The organism is Arthrobacter sp. EpRS71, from assembly GCF_001512285.1.
Taxonomy (GTDB): Bacteria; Actinomycetota; Actinomycetes; order Actinomycetales; family Micrococcaceae; genus Arthrobacter.
The window spans coordinates 1,907,211-1,921,241 of record NZ_LNUV01000006.1 but is presented as its reverse complement, the minus strand read 5'-3'; the positions used below and the strand labels follow the sequence as shown (position 1 = coordinate 1,921,241).

At 62.3% G+C, this 14,031-nt stretch carries 16 protein-coding genes; 5 read left to right on the top strand and 11 right to left on the bottom strand.

Going from position 1 to position 14,031, the window contains the following annotated elements:
- Positions 1–30: 30 nt before the first annotated feature.
- Positions 31–1,275, top strand: coding sequence for a low temperature requirement protein A (locus AR689_RS19260; RefSeq protein ID WP_062072742.1), 1,245 nt, complete (start codon positions 31–33; stop codon positions 1,273–1,275).
- Positions 1,276–1,446: 171 nt separating this feature from the next.
- Here the strand turns inward: AR689_RS19260 and AR689_RS19255 are convergent, their stop codons facing one another.
- Positions 1,447–1,983, bottom strand: coding sequence for an HD domain-containing protein (locus tag AR689_RS19255; RefSeq protein WP_062072740.1), 537 nt, complete (start codon positions 1,981–1,983; stop codon positions 1,447–1,449).
- Positions 1,984–2,094: 111 nt separating this feature from the next.
- Positions 2,095–2,886, bottom strand: a complete 792-nt coding sequence (locus tag AR689_RS19250; RefSeq protein ID WP_062072738.1) for an SDR family NAD(P)-dependent oxidoreductase — start codon at positions 2,884–2,886, stop codon at positions 2,095–2,097.
- A gap of 102 nt (positions 2,887–2,988) precedes the next feature.
- Here AR689_RS19250 and AR689_RS19245 point away from each other — a divergent pair, with 102 nt between their 5' ends.
- On the top strand, positions 2,989–3,606 hold the full coding sequence (locus AR689_RS19245; protein ID WP_062072736.1) for a TetR/AcrR family transcriptional regulator: 618 nt from the start codon (positions 2,989–2,991) through the stop codon (positions 3,604–3,606).
- Here AR689_RS19245 and AR689_RS19240 read toward each other — a convergent pair.
- Positions 3,603–4,721: a serine hydrolase domain-containing protein gene (locus AR689_RS19240; RefSeq protein ID WP_062072734.1), complete on the bottom strand. Its 1,119-nt coding sequence runs from the start codon at positions 4,719–4,721 to the stop codon at positions 3,603–3,605. The genes AR689_RS19245 and AR689_RS19240 overlap by 4 nt on opposite strands.
- Positions 4,722–4,746: 25 nt before the next feature.
- Positions 4,747–5,634, bottom strand: coding sequence for a tRNA glutamyl-Q(34) synthetase GluQRS (gene gluQRS, locus AR689_RS19235; RefSeq protein WP_062073899.1), 888 nt, complete (start codon positions 5,632–5,634; stop codon positions 4,747–4,749).
- 324 nt (positions 5,635–5,958) lie between these two features.
- Between gluQRS and AR689_RS19230 the strand changes: the two genes are divergently transcribed.
- On the top strand, positions 5,959–6,417 hold the full coding sequence (locus AR689_RS19230) for an Lrp/AsnC family transcriptional regulator (protein WP_197412971.1): 459 nt from the start codon (positions 5,959–5,961) through the stop codon (positions 6,415–6,417).
- A 4-nt stretch (positions 6,418–6,421) separates the two neighbouring features.
- Here the strand turns inward: AR689_RS19230 and AR689_RS19225 are convergent, their stop codons facing one another.
- The gene (locus AR689_RS19225) at positions 6,422–6,877 is read right to left on the bottom strand and encodes an Lrp/AsnC family transcriptional regulator (protein ID WP_082698072.1); all 456 of its coding nucleotides are present in this window, start codon (positions 6,875–6,877) and stop codon (positions 6,422–6,424) included.
- A gap of 103 nt (positions 6,878–6,980) precedes the next feature.
- Between AR689_RS19225 and AR689_RS19220 the strand changes: the two genes are divergently transcribed.
- Positions 6,981–7,628, top strand: a complete 648-nt coding sequence (locus AR689_RS19220; RefSeq protein WP_062072730.1) for a LysE family translocator — start codon at positions 6,981–6,983, stop codon at positions 7,626–7,628.
- Here the strand turns inward: AR689_RS19220 and AR689_RS19215 are convergent.
- From AR689_RS19215 to AR689_RS19205, 3 genes are all read right to left on the bottom strand, one after another.
- Positions 7,625–8,092: an SRPBCC family protein gene (locus tag AR689_RS19215; protein WP_062072729.1), complete on the bottom strand. Its 468-nt coding sequence runs from the start codon at positions 8,090–8,092 to the stop codon at positions 7,625–7,627. The two genes, AR689_RS19220 and AR689_RS19215, sit on opposite strands and share 4 nt — an antisense overlap.
- On the bottom strand, positions 8,089–8,460 hold the full coding sequence (locus AR689_RS19210) for an ArsR/SmtB family transcription factor (protein WP_062072727.1): 372 nt from the start codon (positions 8,458–8,460) through the stop codon (positions 8,089–8,091). Before AR689_RS19210 ends, AR689_RS19215 begins: the two co-directional genes overlap by 4 nt.
- Positions 8,461–8,569: 109 nt before the next feature.
- Positions 8,570–9,541 (bottom strand): hypothetical protein, encoded by a 972-nt coding sequence (locus AR689_RS19205; protein ID WP_062072725.1) that lies wholly within the window; start codon positions 9,539–9,541, stop codon positions 8,570–8,572.
- Positions 9,542–9,697: 156 nt separating this feature from the next.
- On the opposite strand from AR689_RS19205, the gene AR689_RS19200 reads away from it, so the two are divergent.
- Positions 9,698–10,174 carry a DUF4383 domain-containing protein gene (locus AR689_RS19200; protein ID WP_062072723.1) on the top strand — a complete coding sequence of 159 codons (477 nt, stop codon included), beginning with the start codon at positions 9,698–9,700 and terminating at the stop codon, positions 10,172–10,174.
- 159 nt (positions 10,175–10,333) lie between these two features.
- On the opposite strand, the gene AR689_RS19195 is transcribed toward AR689_RS19200, so the two are convergent.
- The 3 genes from AR689_RS19195 to AR689_RS19185 all read right to left on the bottom strand — a co-directional run bounded on the left by AR689_RS19195 (position 10,334) and on the right by AR689_RS19185 (position 13,894).
- Complete coding sequence (locus tag AR689_RS19195) at positions 10,334–11,149, bottom strand: IclR family transcriptional regulator (RefSeq protein ID WP_062072721.1); 816 nt, start codon at positions 11,147–11,149, stop codon at positions 10,334–10,336.
- A gap of 89 nt (positions 11,150–11,238) precedes the next feature.
- Positions 11,239–12,495, bottom strand: coding sequence for an aminopeptidase P family protein (locus tag AR689_RS19190; RefSeq protein ID WP_062072719.1), 1,257 nt, complete (start codon positions 12,493–12,495; stop codon positions 11,239–11,241).
- 28 nt (positions 12,496–12,523) lie between these two features.
- The gene (locus tag AR689_RS19185; RefSeq protein ID WP_062072717.1) at positions 12,524–13,894 is read right to left on the bottom strand and encodes an MFS transporter; all 1,371 of its coding nucleotides are present in this window, start codon (positions 13,892–13,894) and stop codon (positions 12,524–12,526) included.
- Positions 13,895–14,031 lie beyond the last annotated feature (137 nt).

The window sequence follows — 14,031 nt, the reverse complement described above, 5'->3', positions numbered from 1 at the left end:
GGAGACATGGGCAGCGGTAATCTTTGAGCCATGTCCTTGAATCCCCTTCGCCATGCGCTTTCCCGCATGGGCGGCCGTGATCCCCATGAAAAGCACCGCACCGCGACTCCGCTGGAGCTCTTCTTCGACCTGACCTTCGTTATCGCCTTCGGTGTTGCCGGTAACCAGTTCGCCCACGCTGTGGCGGAAGCGCATTTCTGGCCCGGTCTCCTCGCCTTCTCCTTCGCCATGTTCGCGGTCATTTGGGCCTGGATTAACTTCACGTGGTTCGCCAGCGCCTACGACACCGACGACTGGGTGTTCCGCGTCGTCACCATGGTGCAGATGGTCGGTGTCCTCATTCTTGCCATGGGCATTGAACCCGTTTTTCACTCCATCATCGAGGGCAGGCACGTAGATAACTTCACCATGGTGCTGGGCTACATCGTCATGCGGGTGGCCTTGATCTTCCAATGGCTGCGTGCAGCGCGGCAGGATCCCGAACGCCGAGAAACCTGTTTGCGCTATGCCAAGTACGTGGCGATCGTCCAGGTGGGCTGGGTTGTTGTGCTGCTGGTGGACGCGAGTGTCCTGAACACCTTCCTCATGGCCGCCCCGTTGTTCGTCATGGAAATGGCGGCACCCTACTTCGCCGAACGCAAAATCCGAACCCCGTGGCATGCCCACCACATCGCGGAACGGTACGGGCTCCTGGCGATCATTGCCTTGGGCGAATGTTTGATTGGTGCCATTGAAACCCTGCGAGCCATTGTGGCCACCCACCAGTGGTCCATGGATGCAGCGCTCGTTGGATTGAGCGGCACCGGCCTGGCCTTCGCCATGTGGTGGATCTACTTCATCCTGCCCTCAGGCCCGGCTCTGCACGTTCAACGGCACCGTTCATGGGTGTTCGGCTACGGGCACATGCCGATCTTCGCAGCGATTGCCGCTACCGGCGCGGGATTGCACGTTGCTGCCTACTACATTGACCACGAAGCCCACATTCCCGCGGCCGCCGCCGTGGCTTCCATCGCCATCCCCATCATTGTGTTCAAGGTATCGCTCAGTACCCTGTACGGCATCCTGCTCGGCGTGGATCGGGAACACTTCTGGAGCACCACGCTGGTGGTACTGGGACTGGCTTCAAGCATCGCCATAGCCGCTGCGGGCGCTTCCGTGCCCATCTGCATGCTAGCCATGATGCTGGTCATGGGCCTGTCCATCGCCTACGACGAGCGCCGCGGGCACAAGGGCCGGGCAGCCGCCCTCCGTCGGCTGGAAACCGCCGCGGGCTAAGCCCTCCCACTCGCGTTGCGAGGCCCGCTCTACGCCCCAAATCCCCCGCCAAGCACGCAAAGCAGGCCCCACAACTCAGACCACTCGCGTTGCGAGGCCCACTCTGCACCCCAAATCCCCCATCAAACACGCAAAACAGGCCCCACAACGGGCGGCTAAGTGCAACCGGGGCTACTCGGGAACGATCTCGTCCAGCTCCGGGATCAGGTACGGGTTGATCCGCTCCAGGATCATCCGGACCTCTTCGCGCGGAACGGCCGTGTACAGCACAGGGCGGGCATCGGCGTAGCGGGTTACCGGAGGCTTGTCCGGCCACTTCTCGGCAAGCGCTTTGACCCTCTCGGGCAGGGAGTTGTGGGCGTTGTCGGCGATCTTCACCAACGTTGCGTCGTGGTCCTCCGCGACGAAGCGGATACCGGCGTCGTAATCATCCGGATCATCATGGAAGCGGCGGGTGACGCGCTCAATGATGTCAACCGCACGCTCGGACACCCCCATTTCCAGCAGGGCTTGCCGGGTGATGGGGGTGTCTTCGGCGATGTCGTGAAGGTAGCCGGCGATCTGGATGTCTTCATCAAAGTCGGCGAGCGCATCACCCACGGCCAGGACGTGATCCCGATACGGCCGTTTGAGCTTGTCCTTCTGCCGATTGTGAGCCACCTCGGCCAAAACCTGGGCTGTCTCTACGGTAAAGCGTGGTTCGGTCATGCTGGCCTCCGGCTTGAAGAGGGACCGGCGGGGATCGGTCCTCCCCTTCAGGCTATCCGCTGTTCCGAAACCCGAAACACCGGCCCGCCACTGAAGACCGGCCCGCCAGTCCTACCAGTCCTGAACGGCGCGAGCAGCAATGGCGACGGTGACGGCCCTGGGCAGGCGCTGCGCGAAACCTGCAGCGACGCGGTTGACCCAACCGGAGACCACGCTGCCGGGAGTGTCCTTGCGATCCAAAGCCTTGAGCGCTGTTCCCACAACCTGCGCGGAGGTCTGCATCTTGCCGACGGCTGCTGAGTCGCCGCCAAGGACGTCGAAGAACTCAGTGCGCGTCGCACCCGGGCAAAGGGCCAGGACGTTGAGCCCGGAGTTTTTAGTTTCGTGGGCCACTGCTTCGGTGAAGCTCAGGACGAAGGCCTTGGTGGCGCCGTACACGGCCATGCCGGGAATGGGCTGGAAAGCGGCAGTGCTGGCGACGTTCACCAGCGCACCCTTTCCGGAGGCGAGCAGAGCTGGCAGGAAGGCGCGGGTTATATCCACGAGGGCGGCCACATTCAGCGAGATCTCAGAGGCAATGGTGTCCGGGTCTTCCTCCACCAACGGACCATGGGTTCCGAATCCCGCGTTGTTGATCAAGGTGTCCACGGTGATTCCCCGCCCGGACAGTTCGCTGAAGAGCTCGCGTCCGGCACCGGGCCGGCCCAGGTCCAGGGGAACGACAGTAATGGTGACACCGTGCCGGGAGCGCAAATCCTGTGCCAACTCTTCAAGACGGTCTGCACGCCTGGCTACCAGGACAAGGTTAGAGCCCCGGGCAGCAAACTGTCCGGCGAACTCGGCGCCGAGGCCGGAGCTGGCACCGGTGATGAGTGCAGTGGTTCCTGCGTAGGTCATGGTCATTGGTGGGTCCCATCGGTTGAGGCGTACCTAATGTAGTCGCTGTCTACATGGTAGGCAGTGTCTACTTTGTTGTCAATGACTACATTGGCCTAGACTTAAGCCATGACTGACCAGCCCTACCACCACGGCAAACTCCGGGAAGCCCTCCTGGAACGCGCCATGGAAACCATCGAAGAAGCTGGCGTGGATGGACTCTCCCTGCGGCAGTTGGCCCGCGACGTGAACGTCAGCCACGGCGCCCCGGCCAAGCACTTCCGCGACAAGCAGGCCCTGATCGACGCCGTGGCACTGGCTGGCTTCGAGTCAATGAACCGCCTCATCCAGGACGCCGCCCAGTCCGGTGAAGACCTCCGCGACCGTTTCGTCAACGTTGGGAAGGCCTACGTCCACTTCGCCGTGGAACACCCCGCCCTACTGACGGTGATGTACTCCACCAAGCACCACCCAGACTCCAGCGATGAGCTGCGGAACACCGGAGTACAAGGAATACACCTCGCCCAAGCCATGATCGCCGAGGCACAAGAGGCCGGCGCCCTGGCTGCCGGCAACCCCGAAACACTGGCCATGGTGTGCTTCGTGAGTCTCCATGGCACAGCCCTTCTGGCAGCTGGCGGGCAGGTGGACGGAAATTCAGTGGAGGACGTCATCACCGCTACCACCGACACTTTGTGGGCAGGAATGGCGTCCGGAGTCCCGGCCGCACAGCTCCAGCTTCCCTAAGCCGCGAAGCCAGCAATCACTTCCCTGACCGCCGAGCTCAACAGGAAGTTGCGGCACCCCACGCCCCCGGGCTCGGCAGTCTGCGGCACGTACCCAAAGCCGAGTTCATACACGGGGTCCGCGAAGCCCAAAGACGCGCTGGCGCCGTCGTGCCCGAACGCGCGGTAACTGCCGAACGGCATCCGCGTGTGGGACTTCATGAAAACGGTGCCGAAGCAGCCCGTCTCGCCAAACACGCGGTCGATCCCGAAGACCTGCTCAGCGGACACAGTTCTGATGGTCTCCTCCGTCAGAAGTGGCGGCATGGCAGCTTCGCCTTCCAACCCGGTCAATGCGGCCGCATAGATCCTGGCCATGCCTTCGGCGCTGGCAACACCGGCCACCGAACTCATGCCGGCAGCCCGGACATCCCTGATGTTGGGAAGATCAAGGATGTCTCCCACGGCCGCGTTGGCGGCCAAGCCGAAGTGGCTGGCCGGGTCCACCCATGGCCACGAGGGATCGGCCGCCCAGCGGAACGGCTCAAAGCGGGCCTCCTCGGAATCGGGCAGGCCAAGGTAGAAGTGGGCGCCGGTCACGGCACGGATCCGCTGCTCGAAGACCTCCTGCAGCGTGGAACCAGTGATGCGGCGGCACAGCTCTTCCATGAAAATGCCAATGGTCAGCGCGTGATATCCGAACGCGGCTCCGGGCTTCCACAGCGGCGGCAGTGGGGCGAGCTTGGCGGCTGCGAGCTCGGAGTTGTTGACCTCGTGGAGGGTCAGGCCGCCTTCCACGCCAAGGAGCCCGGCCTGATGCGAAAGAAGCTGGGCAACGGTCACGGACGACTTGCCCTCAGCACCGAATTCGGGCCAGTACTTAACCACGTCCGCTTCAAGGTCCAACTGGCCGTCTTGGACGAGCAACGCCATGACCAGGCCGGCCATGCCTTTGGAACACGAGAAGACGCCTGTGACCGAATCGGGGCGGAGGTGCGGACCGCCGCTGAGGTCCAGTACTTTGACGCCGCGGTGGTAGGCCGCAACTTGCGCGGAGTAGTCAGGGTCCTGCTCGAGAAAACTGCCGAAGAGCTCGGCGACGGGTTCGAAACCTGGGGCGATCAGCTGTGACTGCATCCAGACAGCCTACGCGGCAACGGGTTCAGGCCCGGGGAGTTTTCCACACCCAAGGCTCTCCGGGGAGCTCCTGTGGGCGGAATCGCGGCAAGGCCTCTTCCAGTGTTCCGGCAGGCAAGCGGAGGGACGCAAGGACCAGGTCACGCACGCGTTCGGCGGGAATTCCGACGGCGGCGAGGTCGCTCAGCGTGACGGCACCGTCGCGCTTTGCCAGCCTGACGCCGTCGTGGTTTACCACCAGCGGAACGTGGGCGTATTCAGGGGCCGGCAGCCCCAACAGCGTCGCTAAGTAGGCCTGCCGAGGGGTGGACGGGAGGAGGTCATCGCCCCGCACCACCTGGTCAATTCCTTGGGCTGCGTCGTCAACAACTACAGCGAGGTTGTAGGCTGTGACGCCGTCATTTCTCCGCAGGACAAGGTCGTCCACAACACCCACATAGTGGCCGTGCAACTGGTCCTCAACAGCCCACTCTGAAACGTCGGACCGCAGGCGGATGGATGCCGGGCGCGTCGCTCGCCGGATCTCGCGTTCGGCGTGAGAGAGTCGCCGGCACGTCCCGGGGTAGGCGCCTTGCGGCGCATGCGGCGCGGACGGCGCTTCCTGGATCTCGCGCCGCGTGCAGAAACACTCGTAGGTCCGGCCTTCGGCGGTAAGACGCTCAATCGCCGCGGCGTACAGCGTGCCTCGCTCAGTTTGGCGTACGACGGCGGCGTCCCACCTGACGCCCACAGCCTGCAGGTCGCGGAGCTGCTCCGCTTCAGCGCCGGACCGGGCACGGTCCAGGTCCTCGACGCGCAGCAGGAAGTCCCGGCCACTGGACTTCGCGAACAGCCAGGCGAGAATTGCTGTGCGAAGGTTGCCGACGTGCAATTCGCCGGAGGGGCTCGGGGCGAAGCGGCCAGCTGGAGTCATGATCCAAGCCAACCACAAGAGCCCCTCAGCTACCGCAACGATCCGGTAGCTCAGGGGCTCTTGCTGTGACGCCCGGGTGAAGGGGCGGGTGCAGAATGACAATGCTGTGAACAAGAGTCAATCAGCGGCTGCTTCCTTGCGGGAAACCTGTGCAGGGCTCCGGGTGGTGTTCCGGGGTCCTGGTGCCTGCGGGTTTCGGCGGTAGCCTCGACCTGCTTCGTTGTCACCATTTGAGCAGGAGACATACAGTTGGTGCAACGGACATCACAATCATTGGTCGATCTGACCAGTCTGGTGCGAAAACTTAGTCAGGGAGTGGTCACATTGCAGGAACTCGACGCCACGGACCGCCGGATCCTCGCTGCTTTGGACGAGGATCCACGCGTGCCCATCATGGTGCTGGCCCAGAAGCTGCACCTCGCTCGTGGAACAGTTCAGTCGCGCCTGGAACGAATGACGGCGTCCGGAGCCCTTCGCCCCAACAGCAGCCGGGTCCTGCCCTCGGCTTTGGGGCGTGGTGTGGCTGCGGCTGTCAGCGCCGAATTGGACCAAAGCCACTTGAACGAGGCCATCGCGGCCCTGCGGGACATCCCCGAAGTCCTTGAATGCCACGCCCCCGCTGGAGATACCGACCTCATCATCAGAGTGGTGGCCAAGAGTCCGGACGATCTTTACCGGGTATCCGAAGAGATTCGCCTGTGCCCCGGGATAGTGCGCACATCCACCAGCATGTTCCTCCGGGAAGTGATCCCGTACCGGACCACTGGCTTGCTCAAGGAGTAGGGCCCTAGACCGGCGGTCCGACGTTGGTTTTCAGGTTCTTCATCACCAGCGTCGACGTAAGCCGCTCCACCGCGGGAAGAGCCGCCAGTTCGTCGTCGTAGAACCGCTGATAGGCGGGGAGGTCCGCAGCAATGACCTTGAGCAGGTAATCCGGGGACCCGAAAAGCCGCTGGGCCTCCACGATGTTGGGACTGGCTGCCACACGCTCCTCAAACTCCGCCATGATGGTGCGTTCCACCTGTTTGAGCGTGACAAAAACAATCGCTTCAAAACCCAACCCCACAGCCGCAGGATCGATGTCTGCACGGTAGCCGCGAATCACCCCCGAGGACTCCAGATCACGGAGACGCCGATGGCAGGGAGCCACCGTCAAGCCCACCTTCGAGGCAAGAGCCGTGGCAGTCATCCGGCCGTCTTCTCTGAGGTGGCGCAAAATACTTCTGTCGATTCCGTCGATCACGCAATAATCTTACCCAGAACAGGGAATAGCGGGCTAAAAATGGGAACACTTATGGGCTGATTTTCCCTAGAGTTTTCCTACCACCTAGCCCTGGAGAGAAAACGTGAACCCCCAGCTGTTCCTGGCCTTCATGATCGTCGCCGTGAGTTTGGCGTGCACGCCCGGCGTCGACTGGGCCTACTCGATCTCGGCCGGGCTCAAGCAACGCAGTTTCGTCCCCGCCGTCGCCGGGCTGTGCAGTGGATATGTGATCCACACCTTGCTGATGGCGGCCGGGTTGGCGGCCCTGCTTGCTCGAGTTCCCGGGCTTCTCGGGTGGCTGACCATCGCGGGAGCCGCCTACCTCCTGTGGCTCGGCGTGGCTACCATCCGCTCCTGGCGAGGCGCGAGCTACAGTGCGGAAGGCGGCGTCGTGCAGTCCGATAACCAGCTCCGCACGTTCCTTCAGGGCATGGGCACCAGCGGTATCAATCCCAAGGGCCTGCTTTTCTTCGTGGCGCTGGTGCCTCAGTTCGTGAGCCCCGAGGCAGCACTGCCCGTTCCGGTCCAGTCGGGCCTCTTGGGCCTGACCTTCGTCATCCTTGCCGGGATGGTCTACACGGCCGTCGCCTTGACCTCCAGGAAGCTGCTGGCATCCCGGCCCGGCGCTGCCCGCGTGGTGACCCTTGTCAGCGGGATCATCATGATCGGGTTGGGGACAGTGCTGCTGTCGGAGCAACTCCTACCGCTTCTACAGCCGGCGGGAGCTTAGGCGGCAAGCAGTTCATCCAACCGCTCGTATCCTTCGATCACGCCGTAGTCCATTCCCGTGGCCAATGCCATGTCCCGGGCTTCAACGGAGGGGTAAACCTCGTGGGCTGACATCCGCGTTCTGCCATCGATTTCCTCGAACGTGGTGGTGCTGATGACCACCTGGTTGGGTGCGCCCTCGAACTCGATGGTCTGGATGATCAGGGCGTCGGATTCAACGGTGTGGAAAACGCCGCGGAAGCCGTACATCCCACTATCGTCACCGCTTTCGTAGCGCCAACTGCCGCCTGTGGTGGCGTTGTACTCGGTAATTTTGGTCGTCGTGCTGCGCGGACCCAACCATTTGGCCAGGAGGTCCGGGTCAACATGGGCTTTGAAAACTGCACTGACGGGAGCGTCGAATTCGCGGACCGTGTCAACGAACGGCACGCCACTATCAGCGGTGATGGTTGTTGGATTGCTCATTTCGGTTCCTCTTTCCTTGTTTGTTCCTCGTGCGGAATGCCTGCACCCAGCAGCTGGTCCAGCTGCCGGAAGCGGGACTCGGCAATGAGCCGGTACTGGTCAATCCAGGCGGTCAACCGCTCCAAGGCGGCTGCATCCAAATGGACAGGCCTGCGCTGGGCGTCCCGCGATCGGGTGACCAATCCTGCGTGTTCCAGGACCTGTATGTGTTTGGAAACCGCCTGCTTGGTGATGGCGAATGGTTCAGCGAGCTCGTTGACCGTGGCGTCCCCCCGGGACAGCCGGGCCACCATGGCCCGCCTCACCGGATCCGCCAAAGCCATGAACGCCCTGTCCAGGGTGTCCGGGCCCTGAGTATCTGATTCCATTGCCGCGTGCGCCTTTCGTAGCAATCAATCTATAATCAACTAAATCGTTGATCAACTGATTGGTTGATTAAGAGAGTACGCCTCTCCCACGGAAGGCACAATGGCTTTTCTACCCGCCGCCCAGATTCCGGAAGTCGTTCTCCCAAAGACGCCGCATTTCAGCGTCCTTACGGATCACTTCCAAGGTCTCCAACTCAGCAGGCGGGGCCTGCCGTTTGGACCGCGGAGTCAGCGTACGGCGGCCCTGGTCAAGGGCTAACAACGCCCGGTCCGTCAACGCGTCATTCTTCAACGCCAGATTAGTCTTCCTGCGCCGAAGCACTTCCTTCAAGGCCACCTGGGCCGACTCGAAGTCACCCCTCGCCCGCTGTGACCGCGCACGTATTAACAGAAGCGCCGCCGAGAGATCGTCCGTGTTCAGCAAACCCTCCGTCCACAGCACCACGTCGCGGTGGCGCTCCACAGCGAACGCCGCCGTGCAACGCGCCAACGCAGAAGGCAACGACGGCGGCAACGTCACCACCGCTTCCAACGCCGCCTCGGTCATGCCCATTTCGCGGAGGCAATGGGACAACGCCAGGAACACGGATTCCTCGCTGAAGAGGACCGGAACCTCAATGCGCTCGGCCACCTCAACCCGGGTGACCACCTGCCCAAGGTACATTGCCGAGAACTGGCTGGCGTCGTCGTCGATCCTTGTTGTTAAACCGCGCTGCAGCAGCTCGGAAGCGCGCAGGAACCCGCCGTGCTTGTAGGCGAGCAGGCCCGCCATGACGTGGCACAGCCCCGCCCATCCGGGATTCATGCGGCCGAAAGCCAACAGAGGATCGGGGTCGGTGGACGTAAACACGGCCTCGTGCATGGCCTTCGCCGTCTTGGAGGACAGCATCTTCAACCGCGGGACATTTCCGGTAACGGACAAACGCGCCTGGTCACGACCACCGAGCACCCCGGAAAGCACGTCGTTCATGCCGTCAGCCAGTCCTCGCACAGGCGTACGAACATAGCCCTCGCGGAAAGGCGTCAAATCCCGGGTGTCATGGAAGATCGTGTGCACACGTCCGTTGGGAGCTTGGCTCATAAATCCATGCTAACCGCCGCTGAACTGGGCACATCCCCTGCTATCGGAGGCATTTCAGGAGTATTATGGCGGCGTCGGCAAGGTTTTGCCACACCCCTTGCCGCAGGTCGGCTCTCCATGAGAAGAGCCGGGTAACAGCGTGAAAGGGAGGACTTGATGACCACCGCTTCGCACCCCGCCGAACACCACCACATGATGGGGTTGACACTTCACAACACCGCCATGGGCGTTGGCATTGTATTTCTGCTGGTAGGCGTCCTGGGCTTCATCCCGGGGATCACCACCAATTTCGGCGCCATGACCTTTGCGGGACATGAATCCGGCGCCATGCTGCTTGGAGTCTTCCAAGTGTCCGTACTCCACAACATCGTTCATCTGCTGTTTGGCGTGGCCGGCTTGGCCATGGCAAGGAACGCTCGCATGGCCCGCCTGTTCCTGTTGGGCGGCGGCGCCGTATACATCGTTCTTTGGATCTATGGCCTGGTCATCAACCAGGAAACAGGTGCCAATTTTGTCCCGTTCAACACGGCTGACAACTGGCTGCACCTCATCCTTGGTGTTGCCATGATCGGTCTGGGCGCCTGGTTAGGCAGGGATGCCATGGACGAAACCCCGGCGCGACGGAAGATTTAAGCCCCTTCCGCACGTCTTATAGAACAACGACGGCGGCTGTCCCCTTTGAGGGATGGCCGCCGTTTTGTTTCGGCGCCCCCCCTTCGCCGAGATGCCACTTAATGACAATGTTCGCGCCCGGGATTGTCATCACATGCCAACTCGACGGCGGTTTACGGCTTAGCGCGGCGCGCGGCCACCCAGCCGTGTGGTGACCTTGGCCGCGGCTGCGGCGCAGGCTTCACCGAGGCTGTTCAGGGTGTCCTGCGAAACACGGAATTTCGGCGCCGGAATGAGGACGGACGCAACGATGTCGCCGCGATGATCGTAAACGGGCGAGGCCACGCCCACTTCCTCAATGGACGTCTCCCCGAAGTTCACGGCCCAGCCGCGCTTCATTGACTCCCCCACCCGGGCCAGATAGGTCTCAATAGCGTCCTCGTCCAGACCGGGAAGGGTGATGGAACCGCTGCGCAACAGCTGACGCACACGGTCCTCGTTCTCCGAGCCAAGGAACACCTGCACTGAGGAGCTCAGTGCTTCGTTGTACCTGGCACCCAAGGGGGTGAGGTGCTTGACTTGGTGACGGCTGGGAATCTGTTCCACGCACATGGACTCGTTGCCGTTCCACACCATGAGCGCGCTGGTCTCCCCCGTCCGCTCAGTCAGTTCGCGCAGCACCGGGTAGGCCACGCGGCGCTCTTCGAGTTCCGCCAGGAGGGGGCCCGCCATGGCGATCATCCCCAGGCCCAAGCGGAACCTGCGCGAATCGACGTCGCGCTCTACAAGGTTTTCCTGTTCCAGCGTCGCCAGGATGCGGCTGACGGTGCTCTTGTGCAGGCCGATCCGCCCAGCGATTTCGGTGACTCCCAGAAGCGGTTCATCAGCTGTGAAGCTCCTCAACACGGCAATGGCGTTGACGATGACGGAGGTGTTTTTGCTGTCGCCGTTGCCGTTGCCGGTATCAGGAGCTTCGCTGGAATCAGTGGGAGTCATGGGTTCACTATATTTCGCCGGGGCACGGGGTTTAGTTGGGAAGGGAGGTGCGGCCGGTGGACACCACGCTGTATCCACCGGCCGGACCACTAGGCTCCGATGATGTTGTACTCGGGACCGAACGGGAACTTGGTGATGTTCTCCGCACCGTCCTCGCCCACCACCAGGATGTCGTGCTCGCGGTAACCGCCGGCTCCCGGCTGCCCGTCCAGCACGGTGATCATCGGCTCCATGGAAACCACCATGCCCGGCTCCAGCACGGTGTCGATGTCCTCGCGCAGTTCCAGTCCGGCTTCGCGTCCGTAGTAGTGGCTCAGCACACCGAAGGAGTGGCCGTATCCGAACGTGCGGTTGGCCAGCAAGCCGTGGCTGACGTAGATCTCGTTGAGCTCGGCAGCGATGTCCTTGCAGACGGCGCCGGGTTTGATGAGTTCAAGGCCGCGCTTGTGGACCTCCACGTTGATGTTCCACAGTTCCAGGGATCGGGCATCCGGTTCGCCGTAGAACAGGGTCCGCTCCAGCGCCGTGTAGTAGCCGCTGGTCATGGGGAAACAGTTCAGGGACAGGATGTCGTGTTCCTGGATCTTCCGGGTGGTGGCCCAGTTGTGGGCGCCGTCGGTGTTGATGCCCGACTGGAACCAGACCCATGTGTCGCGGATTTCGGAGTCCGGGAACGTGCGGGCGATCTCGTGAACCATGGCTTCGGTGCCGATCAACGCAACCTCGTACTCGGTAATGCCTGCCGTGATGGCGTTGCGGATGGCTTCACCGCCCAAGTCGCCGATGCGGGCGCCGTGCTTGATAACCGCGATCTCCTCATCCGACTTGATCATGCGCTGACGCATCGCCGCCTGCGCGACGTCGACCAGCGTCGCTCCGGAGAAGGCTGCCTGGATCTTGTTGCGGTTGTCCAATGGCAGGGAGTCATCTTCGACGCCGATGCGGCGCGGGTTGATCCCGCGGGTCCGCAGGACTTCCTGGATGGCGTGGATGTAGTTGTCCCGGCGCCAATCCGTGTACACCAGGTTGTCGCCGTAGCTGCGGCGCCAAGGCATACCGGCGTCGATGTTTGCCGTAATGGTCACCGTGTCATCTTTGGTGACCACCATGCCGTAGGAGCGGCCGAAGTAGGTGAAGAGGAAATCGGAGTAGTACTTGATGGAGTGGTAGCTGGTGAGGACCACGGCGTCGAGGTCCTTCCCGGCCATGATCCGGCGGAGGCCTGCGAGGCGGCGCTGGAACTCCGCATCGGAGAAGGTCAGCGAAACTTTGTCGCCATTGTTGAGGACCTTGGTGCGCTCGAGCTTGGCCACGTCGTTGACGGCCTCGTTCTGGGTGATGGTCATGGTGGTTCCTTTCAATGGGTGGGTTGTCCTAGTCCTGCAGCAGAGGCTTCTTGGAAGTCTCGGCGGCGAACAGGACTGCGATGAGGGAAACTACGGCGGCGGCCACAAGGTACCAACCGGGTGCCAGCTTGCTGGCGGTCATACCGATCAGGAGGGTGGCCATGAACGGCGCGGTGCCGCCGAACAAGGCGTTCGAGAGGTTGAAGCTGACGGCGAAGCCCGTGTACCGGACCTTCGTTGGGAAGAGTTCGGCGAGGAAACTGGGCAGGGTGCCATCGTTGAGGGTGAGCATTCCGCCCAGAAGGATCTGAACCAGGACGATCACCAGGAAGTTGCGGGTGTCCAGGAGCATGAACGCCGGCACCGTCAGCAGTATGAAGAGGACCGACGCGGTGATCAGCATGCGTTTGCGGCCTAACTTGTCCGAGGCAATGCCCGTCAGGAAGATGAATCCGATGTAGCTTGCCAGGGCAATGGTGGTGGCCAGGAACGACTCCGTTGCACCGAAGCCCAACTCCTCCGACAAGTACGTGGGCATGTAACTGAGGATCACGTAGAAGCCCACCGCATTGAGCAGCACCGCACCCGTGGCAATGATGAGCTGCTTCCGGTACGTCCTGAACATTGCCAGCGCGGGTGCCTTGACGCCGTCGTCCTTCTCGGCCAGTTCCCGGAACGCCGGGGTGTCCTCCAGCTTTGTTCGGATGTACCGGCCAATCAGGCCCATGGGCGCCGCCAGCAGGAAGGGCAGCCGCCAGCCCCACTCGTTGAGCTGCTCCGCGGTCAGGACTGAACTCAGCAGGGCGGCCAGGAGGGATCCCAGCAGCAGTCCCGCTGCGGTACTGGCAGGCACGACGGCGGCATAGAGTCCGCGCCGGTTCGCCGGCGCATATTCCACCAGGAAGGCGGACGCCCCTGCGTACTCGCCGGCCGCGGAGAAGCCTTGGACGACCCTTACGAGGAGGAGCAGAATCGGCGCCATCACGCCGATGGTGGCGTAGCCCGGTATCAGTGCGATGCAGAACGTGGCCACTGACATCAGCACGATCGAAAGGGAGAGCGCCTGCTTTCGTCCGAGGCGATCACCGATATGGCCCCAGATGAACCCACCAAGCGGCCTCACGAAGAAGCTGATGGCGAAGACACCGAAGGTTGCCAGGAGAGCTGTCTGCCGGTCCGACTCCGGAAAGAAAACTGTAGAAATGATGCCGGCCAGGTAGCCGTAAACGGCGTAGTCGAACCACTCAACAAAGTTGCCGATGAAGCTGGCAGTGACCACTCGCCGTCGAGTGTCCTTGCTGACCGTGTGGTTGGGGCTGGGGGTTTGGCTGTTGTTGTGGCTGGCGCCGGAAGCAGGTGCTGTGCCTTGCTCGGCTGCCACAGAGGATTCATTGCTCATGTGTCCACCAAAATCATTGGGGTTGCATTCAACGCAACGCTGTTGCACCAGCGTATGTGTGAGCGACGCCACGGTCAAGGGTTGTTTTGAGAGATTAAGTAAGTCACTTGCGATAGAGCGGCACATCGTGTGCGAAG